Origin of the sequence: Pseudoalteromonas sp. R3 (assembly GCF_004014715.1) — a bacterium.
Classification (GTDB): Bacteria; Pseudomonadota; Gammaproteobacteria; order Enterobacterales; family Alteromonadaceae; genus Pseudoalteromonas.
In genome coordinates, this window is record NZ_CP034835.1 from 3,012,931 (window position 1) to 3,025,625 (window position 12,695).

Here is a 12,695-nt window from a genome sequence, read left to right on the forward strand (position 1 = left end):
CTGCTGTATGCGGCTTCTTTGTTTTTGCCAGCCATTCACCCTACGCCTAAAGTTGCCCTTTTGCCCCGCTTTGCCGTACACTCAGGCCATTCGTTGTTTAGATCTACAGGGGACAAAGTGTCGTCGTCCAATAAGAAACAAAGTGGCTTTTTCAGCCAAATGATTTTTAACATTATTATTCCAGTGGTTATCCTGACTAAATTTTCAGGCGAGCAACATCTGGGTCCGGCGCTTGGCGTGATCATCGCTCTGCTTTTTCCTCTCGGGTTTGGTCTCTGGGAGCGCAAGAATACCGGTAAGTTTAGTTTTATTTCCGGACTGGGGATCGTCTCTGTACTGCTCACCGGTGGGATCAGCCTGCTGGAGTTGGATGCTAAGTACATCGCCATTAAAGAAGCGCTGATCCCAGGCCTTATCGGTATCGGCATTATTGTCAGCCAGTATACTAAGTATCCTTTGCTGAAAACTCTGATGTTTAACGACACGGTTATGGACATTGAAGGAATAGAAAAGGCACTGGCAGAAAAGGGCAACAGCGACAAGTTGATAAAGGTCCAAATGGGTGCATCAAAAATTCTCGCCAGCGCGTTTTTCCTGTCTTCTGCCCTGAACTATATCCTGGCCAAAATGATAGTAGTCAGCCCGGCGGGCACAGAAGCATACAATAATGAGCTGGGCCGAATGACCGCACTAAGCTATCCGGTGATCATGGTGCCGACGATGATCGTCTTTTTTATCGCACTCTATTACCTGCTCAATTCATTGAAAAAATTGACCGGGCTTAAGCTAGAAGACATGTTTCACGATCAGGAGTGATTGCATGCTTAGTGCTATACCGAGCATATATGCTCTGTATAGCACTTCATATTGCCAGCTGTAGAAAACACTCCTGACACACTGAGTATTAACTTATTTCTTTGACAAGTCAGGCGTGATCCTTATCCACTCTCCCCCCTGATAAACGTAGCCATGAGGTGAGATTGTATAGCTATACTCTGAGTAGACGCCCACGGCTATCATATGTGCTTTTTGTACAGCAGCGAGCTCCGTTATATCGGCAATAATGACTATATTTCTTGCGGGGACGAAGATGATTGGCTCGCCTTTCAGATTCAATTTACTTTGCAAATGATCGAAGACAGTTAGCACTGAGGCTTCATAGTTATCATCAGCCACAAAGACGTAGACGTCTCCCTCACCTTCGGTATCCAGCTTCTGTACCCCAGTATCAAAACTCTCAAAGTAACGACGCATATTTTGACCGGCAATATCCGAGATAGTGGCTTCAATATCGTGCTGCTTAACATCATCCGGCGATACAAATCGCATGCTATCCTCGGAGTCAAATGCAAACAGCCTGATTAGGTCCTCGTTGAGTTGCTGGTAGAAAAATGGCAGCGCCTCTCCCTCATAGCCAGCTTCCTTGAGCTGTCTTTTAACGCCTTCAAGATAATCAATTGGCTTAATGACAGGCATGATGGTCTGAACTTCTGTATTTTTCAGTGCAGTTAGTTGATTGTTTAACGCCGCAGAATAGCTCGTATAGACCTGCTCTAAGGTTTTGTGCCCAGAGCGGTAAGTATCGTAAGCATTCCCCATATAAATAATATGCTCACCACCATTATCATCTTTTGCTCTGATTTTTAGTTCACTTTCAAATTCATAGTCCCTTTTACTCCCGTTCTTCTTAATATGTTTTATGAAATTTTCAGTGAACGCTCGCTCACTTAAGAGCGACTCTGTTGAAAATACACTCGCCGACAAGAAAAATGCCACCAGCATTATCAATATTTTATTCATTACCTCTCCTGTTATAAATTAGCCTTATGCCGCACACCACCTAACTCTGCTGCCACTCTTCCCATGAGAGTGTTCTGCCCGGGAACGCGGCTTTATCAAACGGCCAGCATTCCTTCAACCAGTTTTGAACTGTGGTGAACAGCAGCTCATCCTGCGCTTGGCTATCAGTGCGGATCCACAAATACACTTCACAGTCGTAATGTGGCGATCGACTTGGGTCAATGTATACAGAGCCCAGACACTTACTCTGCGTGGGATCAAACACGGAATACGCAAACGCCTGGCGCAATTCAAACTCACGCTCGTGCACTCTCAGGCTTTGCAGACTCTCATTAAAGGTCATGCCTGGCTTTGGCCAGTCAAAGTCTGGGCCAAATATACCCTTTAACCTGCTCAGACTCGACATAACCGCTTCGTAATCAGGTGCAGCGACGCTGCTATCTAAAGTACGAAAATAGAAATGCCGTGTCTCAAAACAAACAGGCGGGTCGAATGAATCAGGAATAAAAAGGCCGATAGCCATTGTGTCTTTCCATAGTTACAGCGCCTTTTGCGCCTAGTTAGCTGGTGGCGATATCTTCACTCACCTAATTAAGTCGCCGGATTTTACATCAGATAGCTGGAAAAAACTTTCTCAACTTCACGCATCATAAAAAGTGATTGAATTTGACAGCTTGAAAGTAGACAAGTGAATGAAAGACTTAAAAGGTGGGATGTAACATCAGCGTCGTACAGCAAGGTCATTAATGACCCTGCCAGATTTTTGGAATATGTACTATCGCTGCACCAAGCTAAACCAGTTACCGGAGTTGTCCAGCGCCATCGCCTCGATACCGTATAGCTGCTCTGTTGGTGGCTGGATAAACTCCACGCCTTTGGCCACCAGTTCTTCGTAGGTTGTTTGGCAATTTTCGGTTTCGAACACACCCGCCCCAAATGCGCCCTCTGCAATTAAACTGCGTATTTTTTCGGCTGCGTCTTTGCTGAACATTGGGCCTTCTTTGGGCTCAGCCAATACCAGCTGAAGCTGTGGCTTAGATTTCGGGTAAACAGTGAGCCATCGAAAATCCCCTTCCACTTTCATATCGTCACCCACCTCAAATCCGAGTTTATTTTTATAAAAATCAAGCGCTTCGTCCTGATTTAGTACATATACTGTGGCATGCGCTATAGATGTGATCATTTTCCTATTTCCTGTAGTTGATTTATCTTTATTGTATAGAAACAATCAAAAAGATATTTCTCCAAAATTGCTCACTTTGTCAGCTTACCCAAAAAACGGTAGGCATAACATGCCGGTATAGCCTGCGCGGGGAAGCGATAAGCCTCTGAAGACAAAGCCCAAAGCTTACGGCGATAGGAAGTCGGTGCCATGCCCACTTGCTTTGCAAACAACGAAGAGAAGCTACCAAGACTTGCGTATCCTACCTGTTCACACACCTCGGAAACACTCAGGTTTTCGGTAATGAGCATTTTCTTGGCTTGTTCGATTCTCAGCCGGACCAGAAACTCATTGGGGGTTTCTCCATACATATCTTTAAACACACGCAAAAAGTGAAAAGGAGACATATATGAACTCCTGGCGATATCGGATAGACAGAGCGGCCCCTGAAAATGATCTGCAATATAGTCCCTGCCAGCATTCAATCTTTTTATTTTGTTGTGTGTTGCCATAAAATACACCTGTCAGTCCATGCAGATATGAAGCCAGACTACTCTATCGGTTCATCTCTGATCTTTGTGTCAAAATACCTTAAAACCTAATCTATATAATGCCCCTGTCAATGCAAAGCACGCCCCACATGGCCAACACCGCAACAAAGTTAATGGTAAATACAATGCCGCGCATCCTGACATTGGATGTAAAGACTTGAACACAGCTATGAACACAGCGACCAAAGACGAAGCCCCACGCCAGATATACCTGAATTGGGTTAATGGCTTCACCTGTAAAAATCAAAACTAAACAAACAACATAGAAAAATACAGGCCACTCAAACTGGTTGCTAAGGTTAGCACTGATCCTTGGCTGAATATCTTCGAAAGGGTTTGAGCCATCTTGCCTGGACCCCAAGCCCCAAACAGCAGGCGCTCTGGCAATCGTTAAGAGTACATAAAGTACTATACACAACAAAATGTGCAGGAGCATTGGTGTTAAAAGCGCATCCATTTTTTAGTTCCCTTGGTCAGCTCACATTCAAGGTGAGTAATCGTTGTATACCTAACAGCTCACAGGCCATGCTCGTAAAAACGCCTGCCAGTACCACAATCGCTATGTTCCAAACACATAGTACAACACACACAGTGCCAATAGCGGTAATAGAAACGCTAACACGCTTTGAGTTCTTGAACCTGAAAGTCGATTTAAACACAAAATACGAGTGCGGGAGAGAAAATTATAGATATGCTCTGCGCTAAAAAGCATAAAAACGGCACCTGTCACCCACGCCCAAGCAGGTTGCTTTGAGTTAATAAAAAATACAAAACCCACCAGCATCGAAACACTAATAACTAAAACTGCCGAGCGCAAAATTATGCTATCTACAAGATTCCCGGACCGTGGCATAAACTTAACTCTCATTACCTATGATAGATTACGACTCATCCTTTAATAGTGGCAATCCAAGCTTATGTTCCAGATGGGAGAATTGCTGTTTGGTAAAAGGACCGAACACAAACTCGTTGTGCTCAGCAAACTTATGGTCATTGATCTTATCTATATAAAAGTACGAGCAAGTGCTTGTTGGACAAGCATACACCGAAATATATTTAGAGTTTGATGAAATAAGCTTTGGCTTATCCAACCGGCCGATAAAACCGCCACCACCGAGCGAGTAACCTAGCGTGTCAGTACCATCGATATAGTAAACTTCATATGGCGTCTCTTTCCAACTTGGAGAACAACCGGCAATAGATAACAACGCCAACATTAAAATTACTTTCAAATATCTCCCTCCATGTTAGCCCCTGAGGGCTTACCAGATATGCCCGGAAACAACTGTCCTTACCGGCCATTCTTAATACTTTTAACTATGTCAGGCTCTCGCGAGCACTAAACCAACCTGAATCACGTTGTGGGTTACAACCCACATTCTGGCATTCCCCGAAAGGTCCATTACAACGTCGCTGTTTATGGAGGAGTTACAAATGCGGGTAACCGAAACACTTTGCTCGATAGCAACTAAATAAGAGCAGACTAAACATTTATGGTGATCGGTTGACGACTTAGTCCTTTGCAGCGCACGCTACTTGATGATTTCTGCACGCCCAAATGTTAAACAAACCTCAGTTTCCCACATCACGGATACTTCTACGGAAAAGTTTTCTCGCTCTATAACCTCAAACACTCCTTCATATAGTGGTTTGCTTGATATCCAGTCTATTGCTTTTTCCCAAGCGCTATTCAGAACTATTTCCTCGCGAATAACGCTTTGTGGTAAGCACGACAGCAGCGTCCCGTCACTAAGAGTTTCTTCTCTACAGTTTTTATCTGAATCATCAGAAGAGTAGATTAAAGTAACAGTTGGCCAGCCACTAGAATTTTTAACGAGCCGCGGAACTGAGAGTTTATACGTATTTTCACCCTGCTGCTTTTCAATTTTAATTAACGCATCATATTCCTCTCCTTGTTCTGGAAACATGCAAGCGCAGGAAGAAACATGAATATCAAAGGCGCACTAGAAAATTTAATCATACAGAGATAACACCTTGGTAGGATTAATAAAATAGTAGATATGCCGAACGAGAACTAGGTACAGGCCTGTTTTTTCTCATTACTCAATGGCATTACTTGGTGTTTTTTAACCAAAGTTCATCAGACTTAAATGCATACATAAAAACAGGGTAAAGCATGAACAGTAGTAAGGCGAATGAGCCTGTTGAAAATACAAGCTGCACAACACTAAAATGCTGAATAGTAAAAGCAACACCGAAAATAAGAGTGAAGCCACCAGGCACTACTGCAGTGAATACAAATATGGCAATCGCTATGGCTTTACTCCCAATTGCCACATTGAAAGCATACCCATACAAGGGGATTAGTAAAATACCTGACACAATGAGGGATACGAAATTACTAAGATCAACATTCTCTTTAAATGGCAGGCCAATTAGCTCACTCACAGTAACAAATGCTGCAAAGCCGAAAAGAAGTTGCCATTTTTTCATAAACATACTCTCAATTTTAAATACTGAAGCCTCGGGAATTCCAAGAAACTAGCTATAGACGCCATAGTCTATTGTTACAGTTGTATATTTGAAAAGGATTCGGGTCCCGACGACCATCTTAAACATACCAAGTCGTTTTCCTTAAATATTAGTTGATAGAAGCCACCCTCTCTTTTGTAAGCCCAAACTTCGATCTCTTGCAAAGAGTTTACAGAGCATGTCGCCGGGACAATCCCTCTAATTTGAAAGTTTGGCGCAGTAAACTCTTCACGTTCAGTGGGGTTACCCAATTGTTCTAAAATCAGACTCATTGAGCCGCTAGTCTCTCCGACCAGTTTGAATGTGCTTGCATGCAAGCTAACTGAGACTAAAAGATTCATTAAAACCAGAAAATTCATGCCTGACCTCTCAATACATTAATACTGGCAACCGAAACTTTGCTCGATACCTATCAGTTTGGCTTACCAAGCCGGGGCTAAATATGAAGAGCCCTACCGTTACTCAACGCCCTATGTCATTCCAGCAACACCGACCATGCAAGTACTAAATTGGTATGTGAGGTGCGCTATTATTGATGTATATATTTGCCATTATTATCAACGAAAACCACGCCTCTGACTGTATACCTTTCACTCTTTAACCAAGCCAGTGTTGTGAACTCAATCAGGTCGCCTTGATTAGTAGAGCTTATCCATTTTGATGGAAACGTAACGACTTTCTCGTAATGCGCTTTAGGTGTAATGCCCAACTTACCAATATTCTTACTTTCAATTGCACGCACCTGGGTGGTGGTTCCATTAATCACTACAAAGCAAACAGTGTTTTTATCTTTGTTGCAATAAGCTTGAGCACCGTTATCGGCACGCCACAGCATGTTTTCAGCCACTCCTAGGGATGTCAAAGTCCCAAGTAACAGTGTAATTAACGGATTATTCATAGCTCCAAACGCATTACTACTGGGTGTATAGGTGCCTGGCTAAAATTAACTACCCTGGAATGAAAGCCAAGCGTTTTGCATCCTTTTGAGCCCTTGTCAGCCGTCCTGTCCAAGTTCGACCTCGGCTTCATCAATGAGTGTAAAATACCCTTCCTTATCATCGAGTTGAAGCGAAATTGAAATATGAACAGTTTGCCTTTCTTGTGGTTCTTCGTTGAAACCAGCACCGATAGAGAAAGAAATTTTTTGTTGTGTTTCTTGTGACAATAAATTTTGCGTTTTCAGGAAATTGTTGACTGCGAGCTCCGACAGCCTGAATGTGTATTCAGTTTTTGCAGGTTCAGATGAAAAGAAGCCTTCTTGCGCATCTATCCTATCCTGTTTTTCGAGAATGAGTGGAAACGTAAAATGACTAACCCCTTTTTCATTCTCTAAACTGAGACTTAGATTCATTTTTTCCATGTTTAAGGTAAAAGGTTTGGATACCTTAACTTTCGAGCGTATTTGCGAAGGGTTTAACGCAGTAAAACTCTGTTCGTCAAAGTTGCGATATTTAAGCATGGTCGAGATCGGAATGCTCGAGCAGCCAAATAGACATAGTGCTACAAAAACTAAAAAAGCTTTTTCATAACCTCTCCTTGATTTGCGATTAACGCTCTGCTTTGAAGAATCCCTCAAATATTTGTATTTATAGTCTATATGTTAGATACATACAGCCTTATTTAATCTAGTTTATGTAGCCAAAACTAGCCAGATAACACCCCAAGCGTGTGCTATCCTCCTACACGATATGCTCAGAAAAAACTGTCTTCAAATCAGCCTGGCGCCTTCGTTCATTCAAGCAGGCTTTGTTTTGCTCTTACCGAAGTGAGCGTAGTATTGATCTTTGACAGTTACTATCACCGTAGTACACCGCCACTTCAAAATTCTCAATTGCTTCTTTGTAACCACTGATAATAGAACTCGCAATGGCTCCTTTAACTTCATAAGCCAAAGGAACCCAGAAGTTTGCTACCTCTCCTTCAGTAAGCTCCATCCCTGATAAGTACATCCCTGCCAACTCAATTGGTGCTTGAATAATGATTTTATCCATATGCTCGTGATTCCCCCAGCTGCAGTGCCAGCGGGAATATGTTTCACATCCAATTCAAGCGCTGCTGCCTGTTGTGAAGAAGAACACTGCGCCCAAACGGTTGAGTTAGCAAGTAGTAAAAGAGTAAAAGCAAATAACTTATTCATAGTGCATAATGCGTGCATCAGTGTTGACCGCACATGTTAGATGCCTTTACTCGCATATTGTTGCACTATGCCTGCCCAGGTTTTCTCAATTTCTGGCAGCAGTTTTTGAAAAGCCGCTTTTTCTGTTGTGACTCGCATATCATCTACAGCATCAGATGTGCCCCAAATGCTTGCGTTTTTACTCTCTCGTGCTGTTGCTTCAGACAAACCGAATAAATACTCTGTACGTACATCAAAAAATGCAGCGGATACCGTGGTTGTAACCGAAACTTCTTTGTTCTTAAGAAAGCCAAGTGAAATGACGTTTAACGGAGCAAATTTTTGCTCGCCTGCATGAAAGGAAGTATCAAAGGTATATATAAGCAGAATGTCCGTTTTTAAGCGCGCTGAAGCTTCGCGGAGTGATTTGATTGAATCCAGGTTTGTTGGCAGTAAAATTCTGTTTAACGGGGCAATGCCTTGAATTTGAGGAAGCTCGGAAAGCTTTCTGAAATCATCTTCGGACTCCACTTCACGTGTTGTAACCACGCTATATCGACCATGACCAAAGCTATTTAATTTGTATGATTGATATCCGGGCGCCTGGACTCGTGCCACTGATAGTCTCGCAGGAAAAGAAGCCGCCGGTTCTTTTGACATTAACTCATTGATGTCTGCGTCTGCCAAATTGCTAAGCTGCACACCACCACCCGGAGTGGTATAGGACGCACAACCACCTAAGGCCAACAACAGGAATAATATTGTCATTCTATTTTTTTTCATGTGGACTCCAAAATATCCATTTTTGTGGTATTGGACGTCGGCATAAACATTCATTAACAGCGGACTTTAATGTCAAACGAAGTGGAACTAACCAGCTGTTACGAATCCGACTAAGTTTTGTTAATTGCCGCTTACACTGTAGCGCCAGTCTTCATTGATATTTTGTTCACCAATATCCAAATAGTGCTTTAAGTCAACCCCAAGAAAAAGGTACTCCATCGAGTGCGGCTTAAAAAATAGCTTGTCTTTATGAGAAATGCCACTTTCCTTTAGCTGACTATAACCCTTATGTTTTTTTACTCTCATATTAGTGATATTAAATATTGATTCGTTCCAGGATACTTTAAAACCTTCCCACTCCTCAATTTTAGAGTCACCAAGTACAACTTTCTTATTTGCACTACCCTCTCCAAAATATTGGACAGTAATTTCAGGCGTTTTTGATTTTTTATTTACACCTAAGCCGAGCAATATTCCGGCCGTTTTTTCCTTATTCCAAAGTCGGTACATAGCCCCGGACTCAGCGCTACTATCCATATCAAATTTACTCACAACAAGGTGAAAAGAGAAAAAGCACTCATTTATACAATTAATGCTGAATGGAAGAATTTCTGCCTGCCCTGGCTTCAGGCTATGTTCAGATGGAATTAACATGGACTTAGAGTAGGCGTTTAGGGATAAAACAAACGCCAAAAACAGTATATATCGCATATCTCTCCCTAGGCATTTACCACCGCAACCTCAAGCCGTCGGATACTTGTTTTTCAAGTTAACATGATGAACAAACGGACTTGTTTAGTCAAACTGATACAGAAAAAAACAAACCAGATAACAACACCATGCGTGATATCACTATCCTACACGATATGCTCAGAAAAAACTGCCTCCAAATTCATGCTCAGTGCCTTGACTCATTAATCCCAACAACTGAAACTTTGCTCGATAGCAACCAACTCTTACTTACAGAGCTGGGTCGAAATATTAAGGGCCCTGTCGCAGCCAAGCGCAATTTCAGGCGTTTGGTTTAGCAACTTGGCAGCATCGCCATGTATAACGACCAACTTGCTATTTACCGCTTCCATACACGTGATATGTGGTGCTAATCTCAAACCGACCTTGCAGGTCGACTATCAGGCTTGGCAAAAAGGTTAGGTTCAAGCGATTATGTTATGAAGGAAGGCAATTGCGCTAAATTAAATGCATACACCAATGTAATTTTATAACCACATGTTGTCAGAAAACGCTAAACTAAAGGCGTCTTTTTGAGCAACTTGTTGTTAGCCATTTTCTCGACCCAAGTGCCATCCTGATCTTTTGTAAATATACGCTCACCTTTACCTGTCTTAATGACAAAATTATTATTTCCTTGCCACTGTGCGCAATTTACTAAATCCAAGACTACGATCTTAGTTTCAATTTTTTGCTTAACAATAAAAGCCGCCTCTGCATCGCCATGAGCTTCCAAGATATTGAGACTCAGTGTTTTTTCTTTGTAATTGTTCCAATATGTGTGAATCACTTCTAGCCCATCAGGGGATAATTTTTTCAATGGGTTTACTTTTTCCCATGAACCATCGGGTTGATTTACGAAAAGTACTGGCCCTATATCGCTACTTCTTAATAGTAATTCTGAATTATTTAACCACTCGATAGACCAATGTTGGAAATCACTAGCCCCAGTATTAACCGTATATAAATTTTCGCCACCTGCATCCAGTATTGAAAGAACTAATATTCCTGAGTCACTCCGAACGGAGGCCTCACGATTTTCATCTGGCGAAGTAATACGTGTTTCTCCAGAACAACCAATCAATTTAGTCGATGCTAATAAGACAAAAATTAACGTTAAAATTCTAAATTTCATAACTAAATGGTTAGCGCCTAGCTTAACCGGCGCAAAATGGCAGGCTAAAATTAGCGACGAAGGAGCGCAGCCTGCTGTTTTGCGTCCTTTGTGGTTAAAGCGTGTGCTATATGCCGATTTACTCAAATGCTAGTTTGTAAATAGCATACAGGGGTAAAACTACACCCCAGAGAAATACAACAAAGGGAACAATAAAACCCCATATGCCTTTTACTTCTGTAGGTTCAGTTTGCTCCCAGTTTTGTTCGGTAAAAGCAACAACGCCGAAGTCACTTTTAAACCTGTCAGCTACCTCTACACATTCAGTTTCTAGAGCATCATCGATGGCATGTTTTAAGGCAAGAAGTCCCTCTCGATTTCCAACAATAGCATCGTCCCATGCTTCATCGTCGTATATTTTTACCCATGGCTGGTTATTCACTCAGTTTTCCTTAAACATATAACGCCTTAAGTGGAGACGCGCGTTTTTTGCGCGTCCTGCAGGTTTAACTTGTTATAACGTAGCTTGCAAATAACTAGATAAGCAATGCCCGACAGTAAGCCTGTTAAGCCACCTAAATAACTGGCATTGTGCATAAAACCTACACGAACAAATTGTACGGGATCAGATACGCCTGGCCTTATCCATTGTATGTATTGTGATACTGTTTGTTCGTTGACCTGATAGTAACCTAATGCAAGACCAGCAAAACCAGTTAAAAGCGCTACAACTATTACAACTAAAAATGATTTGCTTAGACTTCTTACCATTTGCCTCGGTGAATTGAACATGAAGCCGAAAAAGCCTAAGACAATAAAAACTAAAATACCCATCCACCATGTGGCTAAGGCGCCCACATAAGCAGCCCCCAAACGTGGAGCTTCATACGCCCAGGGGATGCCGAATTGCTTAAACTTGAATTGGGTAAAGTACTCTTCTGAAAATGTATAACTTATTTGGTCGTGCAGCATGCCATAAATGCCAGCTACAACAGCTGCCAAAATAAGCATTAGAAAGTAAACACCTATTTTTTGGATTTTTCTCATACATTCTCTACTTTATAGCGCCCCAATAAGCGGCTAATAATAGCTTGCTAAAATTGTAATGCGAAGCGAAGCCGAACAAGCTGTTAGCTGCCCCATAGCCTTAATGGCTTGTTATACGCCAATTACATAATGCACCTGAAATTTTATATTTTCTTTTTTTGTATTGATAGAACTTATCTGAGCAACATTATCATAAATTTTTTGAAGGAATTCAGAGGGAAAATTACCTTGATACTTTAATGTTGTAGCGAAACGCTCTGAACTTTTTATTTCAACTTGCAGAAGTAATTCACCTTGCGCAGGTGACTTATAACTGTTTTTTACTGCGGTCTCCAGTTCTTTGATAAAGCCACTTAATGCTTTAATCGTTAGGTTTTTACCTATCACACTTTCATGTGTTAGTAATTCTATACTTTTAACTATAACTGGGCCTGTTTGTGGCAGTACACCGCCTTTAGGTGTATGAATATGAGTTGATGTATTTTGAGCTAACGAATAAAAGGGAAACAATAAAATTATTAGAACTAAAAGTTTACGCATGAATTTTCCTTGGCGTATAACGCCCGCATCTGAGGAATCCCCAGATAATCATATTTAAAATCAATGTGATGGACACGCACAGCATTGTTTTATCTAATTTATTTCGCCAAAAACCAAATAGATAACAACACCATGCGTGATATCACTATCCTACACGATATGCTCAGAAAAAACTGCCCCAAATTCATGCTCGGCGCCTTGATCCGTTAATGCTGGCAACTGAGACTTTGCTCGATTGCGATCTACATCCACCTGCAGAGCTGGACCGAAATATGAAGGGCCCTGTCGCAGCCAAGCACAACATTAAACGTATGGGCCGACTGCTTGGCAACGAAAGTTCAAAGTACATACAATCAAGGC

The 12,695-nt window shown here is 41.8% G+C and carries 18 protein-coding genes and 1 pseudogene; 2 read left to right on the forward strand and 17 right to left on the reverse strand.

Annotated elements, in window-relative coordinates:
• The first annotated feature begins 159 nt into the window (after positions 1-159).
• Positions 160-816: a VC0807 family protein gene (locus ELR70_RS18220; protein WP_054015842.1), complete on the forward strand. Its 657-nt coding sequence runs from the start codon at positions 160-162 to the stop codon at positions 814-816.
• 93 nt (positions 817-909) lie between these two features.
• Here ELR70_RS18220 and ELR70_RS18225 read toward each other — a convergent pair whose 3' ends face one another.
• From ELR70_RS18225 to ELR70_RS18305, 17 genes are all read right to left on the reverse strand, one after another.
• Positions 910-1,800, reverse strand: coding sequence for a DUF1444 family protein (locus tag ELR70_RS18225; RefSeq protein WP_054015704.1), 891 nt, complete (start codon positions 1,798-1,800; stop codon positions 910-912).
• A 40-nt stretch (positions 1,801-1,840) separates the two neighbouring features.
• Complete coding sequence (locus ELR70_RS18230) at positions 1,841-2,323, reverse strand: hypothetical protein (RefSeq protein WP_054015703.1); 483 nt, start codon at positions 2,321-2,323, stop codon at positions 1,841-1,843.
• Positions 2,324-2,575: 252 nt separating this feature from the next.
• A complete protein-coding gene (locus ELR70_RS18235) occupies positions 2,576-2,983 on the reverse strand; it encodes a VOC family protein (protein WP_054015702.1) in 408 nt (135 codons plus the stop codon).
• 71 nt (positions 2,984-3,054) lie between these two features.
• Entirely contained in the window at positions 3,055-3,474 is a 420-nt protein-coding gene (locus tag ELR70_RS18240; RefSeq protein ID WP_054015701.1) for an AraC family transcriptional regulator, read from the reverse strand.
• Positions 3,475-3,565: 91 nt separating this feature from the next.
• The gene (locus tag ELR70_RS18245) at positions 3,566-3,970 is read right to left on the reverse strand and encodes an MAPEG family protein (protein ID WP_054015700.1); all 405 of its coding nucleotides are present in this window, start codon (positions 3,968-3,970) and stop codon (positions 3,566-3,568) included.
• A 424-nt stretch (positions 3,971-4,394) separates the two neighbouring features.
• Entirely contained in the window at positions 4,395-4,745 is a 351-nt protein-coding gene (locus ELR70_RS18250) for a hypothetical protein (protein WP_054015699.1), read from the reverse strand.
• A 300-nt stretch (positions 4,746-5,045) separates the two neighbouring features.
• Positions 5,046-5,441 (reverse strand): hypothetical protein, encoded by a 396-nt coding sequence (locus ELR70_RS18255; protein ID WP_054015698.1) that lies wholly within the window; start codon positions 5,439-5,441, stop codon positions 5,046-5,048.
• Between the two features lie 145 nt (positions 5,442-5,586).
• Complete coding sequence (locus ELR70_RS18260) at positions 5,587-5,967, reverse strand: hypothetical protein (RefSeq protein ID WP_128064665.1); 381 nt, start codon at positions 5,965-5,967, stop codon at positions 5,587-5,589.
• A gap of 568 nt (positions 5,968-6,535) precedes the next feature.
• A complete protein-coding gene (locus tag ELR70_RS18265; RefSeq protein WP_128064666.1) occupies positions 6,536-6,904 on the reverse strand; it encodes a hypothetical protein in 369 nt (122 codons plus the stop codon).
• A 96-nt stretch (positions 6,905-7,000) separates the two neighbouring features.
• Positions 7,001-7,465 (reverse strand): hypothetical protein, encoded by a 465-nt coding sequence (locus tag ELR70_RS18270; RefSeq protein WP_128064667.1) that lies wholly within the window; start codon positions 7,463-7,465, stop codon positions 7,001-7,003.
• A 298-nt stretch (positions 7,466-7,763) separates the two neighbouring features.
• Positions 7,764-7,997: a hypothetical protein gene (locus ELR70_RS18275; RefSeq protein ID WP_128064668.1), complete on the reverse strand. Its 234-nt coding sequence runs from the start codon at positions 7,995-7,997 to the stop codon at positions 7,764-7,766.
• A 182-nt stretch (positions 7,998-8,179) separates the two neighbouring features.
• Positions 8,180-8,905, reverse strand: a complete 726-nt coding sequence (locus ELR70_RS18280; protein WP_054015692.1) for a hypothetical protein — start codon at positions 8,903-8,905, stop codon at positions 8,180-8,182.
• Positions 8,906-9,025: 120 nt separating this feature from the next.
• Complete coding sequence (locus ELR70_RS18285; protein ID WP_054015691.1) at positions 9,026-9,616, reverse strand: hypothetical protein; 591 nt, start codon at positions 9,614-9,616, stop codon at positions 9,026-9,028.
• Between the two features lie 532 nt (positions 9,617-10,148).
• The gene (locus ELR70_RS18290) at positions 10,149-10,769 is read right to left on the reverse strand and encodes a hypothetical protein (protein ID WP_054015690.1); all 621 of its coding nucleotides are present in this window, start codon (positions 10,767-10,769) and stop codon (positions 10,149-10,151) included.
• Between the two features lie 118 nt (positions 10,770-10,887).
• Positions 10,888-11,190, reverse strand: coding sequence for a hypothetical protein (locus ELR70_RS18295; RefSeq protein WP_054015689.1), 303 nt, complete (start codon positions 11,188-11,190; stop codon positions 10,888-10,890).
• A gap of 26 nt (positions 11,191-11,216) precedes the next feature.
• Entirely contained in the window at positions 11,217-11,795 is a 579-nt protein-coding gene (locus ELR70_RS18300) for a hypothetical protein (protein ID WP_054015688.1), read from the reverse strand.
• A gap of 111 nt (positions 11,796-11,906) precedes the next feature.
• Positions 11,907-12,335 (reverse strand): hypothetical protein, encoded by a 429-nt coding sequence (locus tag ELR70_RS18305; protein ID WP_054015687.1) that lies wholly within the window; start codon positions 12,333-12,335, stop codon positions 11,907-11,909.
• 132 nt (positions 12,336-12,467) lie between these two features.
• Between ELR70_RS18305 and ELR70_RS25500 the strand changes: the two are divergent.
• Positions 12,468-12,667, forward strand: a pseudogene (locus ELR70_RS25500) (IS4 family transposase); the annotation flags it as partial.
• Positions 12,668-12,695: the final 28 nt, after the last annotated feature.

Excerpts from the sequence above, each read along its gene's own strand:
- ELR70_RS18260 (WP_128064665.1), bottom strand. The coding sequence starts at position 5,967 with ATGAAAAAATGGCAACTTCTTTTCGGCTTTGCAGCATTTGTTACTGTG.
- ELR70_RS18285 (WP_054015691.1), bottom strand. The coding sequence starts at position 9,616 with ATGCGATATATACTGTTTTTGGCGTTTGTTTTATCCCTAAACGCCTAC.
- ELR70_RS18270 (WP_128064667.1), bottom strand. The coding sequence starts at position 7,465 with ATGCTTAAATATCGCAACTTTGACGAACAGAGTTTTACTGCGTTAAAC.
- ELR70_RS18275 (WP_128064668.1), bottom strand. The coding sequence starts at position 7,997 with ATGGATAAAATCATTATTCAAGCACCAATTGAGTTGGCAGGGATGTAC.
- ELR70_RS18255 (WP_054015698.1), bottom strand. The coding sequence starts at position 5,441 with ATGTTTCCAGAACAAGGAGAGGAATATGATGCGTTAATTAAAATTGAA.
- ELR70_RS18235 (WP_054015702.1), bottom strand. The coding sequence starts at position 2,983 with ATGATCACATCTATAGCGCATGCCACAGTATATGTACTAAATCAGGAC.
- ELR70_RS18265 (WP_128064666.1), bottom strand. The coding sequence starts at position 6,904 with ATGAATAATCCGTTAATTACACTGTTACTTGGGACTTTGACATCCCTA.
- ELR70_RS18220 (WP_054015842.1), top strand. The coding sequence starts at position 160 with ATGATTTTTAACATTATTATTCCAGTGGTTATCCTGACTAAATTTTCA.
- ELR70_RS18300 (WP_054015688.1), bottom strand. The coding sequence starts at position 11,795 with ATGAGAAAAATCCAAAAAATAGGTGTTTACTTTCTAATGCTTATTTTG.
- ELR70_RS18245 (WP_054015700.1), bottom strand. The coding sequence starts at position 3,970 with ATGGATGCGCTTTTAACACCAATGCTCCTGCACATTTTGTTGTGTATA.
- ELR70_RS18280 (WP_054015692.1), bottom strand. The coding sequence starts at position 8,905 with ATGAAAAAAAATAGAATGACAATATTATTCCTGTTGTTGGCCTTAGGT.
- ELR70_RS18225 (WP_054015704.1), bottom strand. The coding sequence starts at position 1,800 with ATGAATAAAATATTGATAATGCTGGTGGCATTTTTCTTGTCGGCGAGT.
- ELR70_RS18290 (WP_054015690.1), bottom strand. The coding sequence starts at position 10,769 with ATGAAATTTAGAATTTTAACGTTAATTTTTGTCTTATTAGCATCGACT.
- ELR70_RS18305 (WP_054015687.1), bottom strand. The coding sequence starts at position 12,335 with ATGCGTAAACTTTTAGTTCTAATAATTTTATTGTTTCCCTTTTATTCG.
- ELR70_RS18240 (WP_054015701.1), bottom strand. The coding sequence starts at position 3,474 with ATGGCAACACACAACAAAATAAAAAGATTGAATGCTGGCAGGGACTAT.
- ELR70_RS18230 (WP_054015703.1), bottom strand. The coding sequence starts at position 2,323 with ATGGCTATCGGCCTTTTTATTCCTGATTCATTCGACCCGCCTGTTTGT.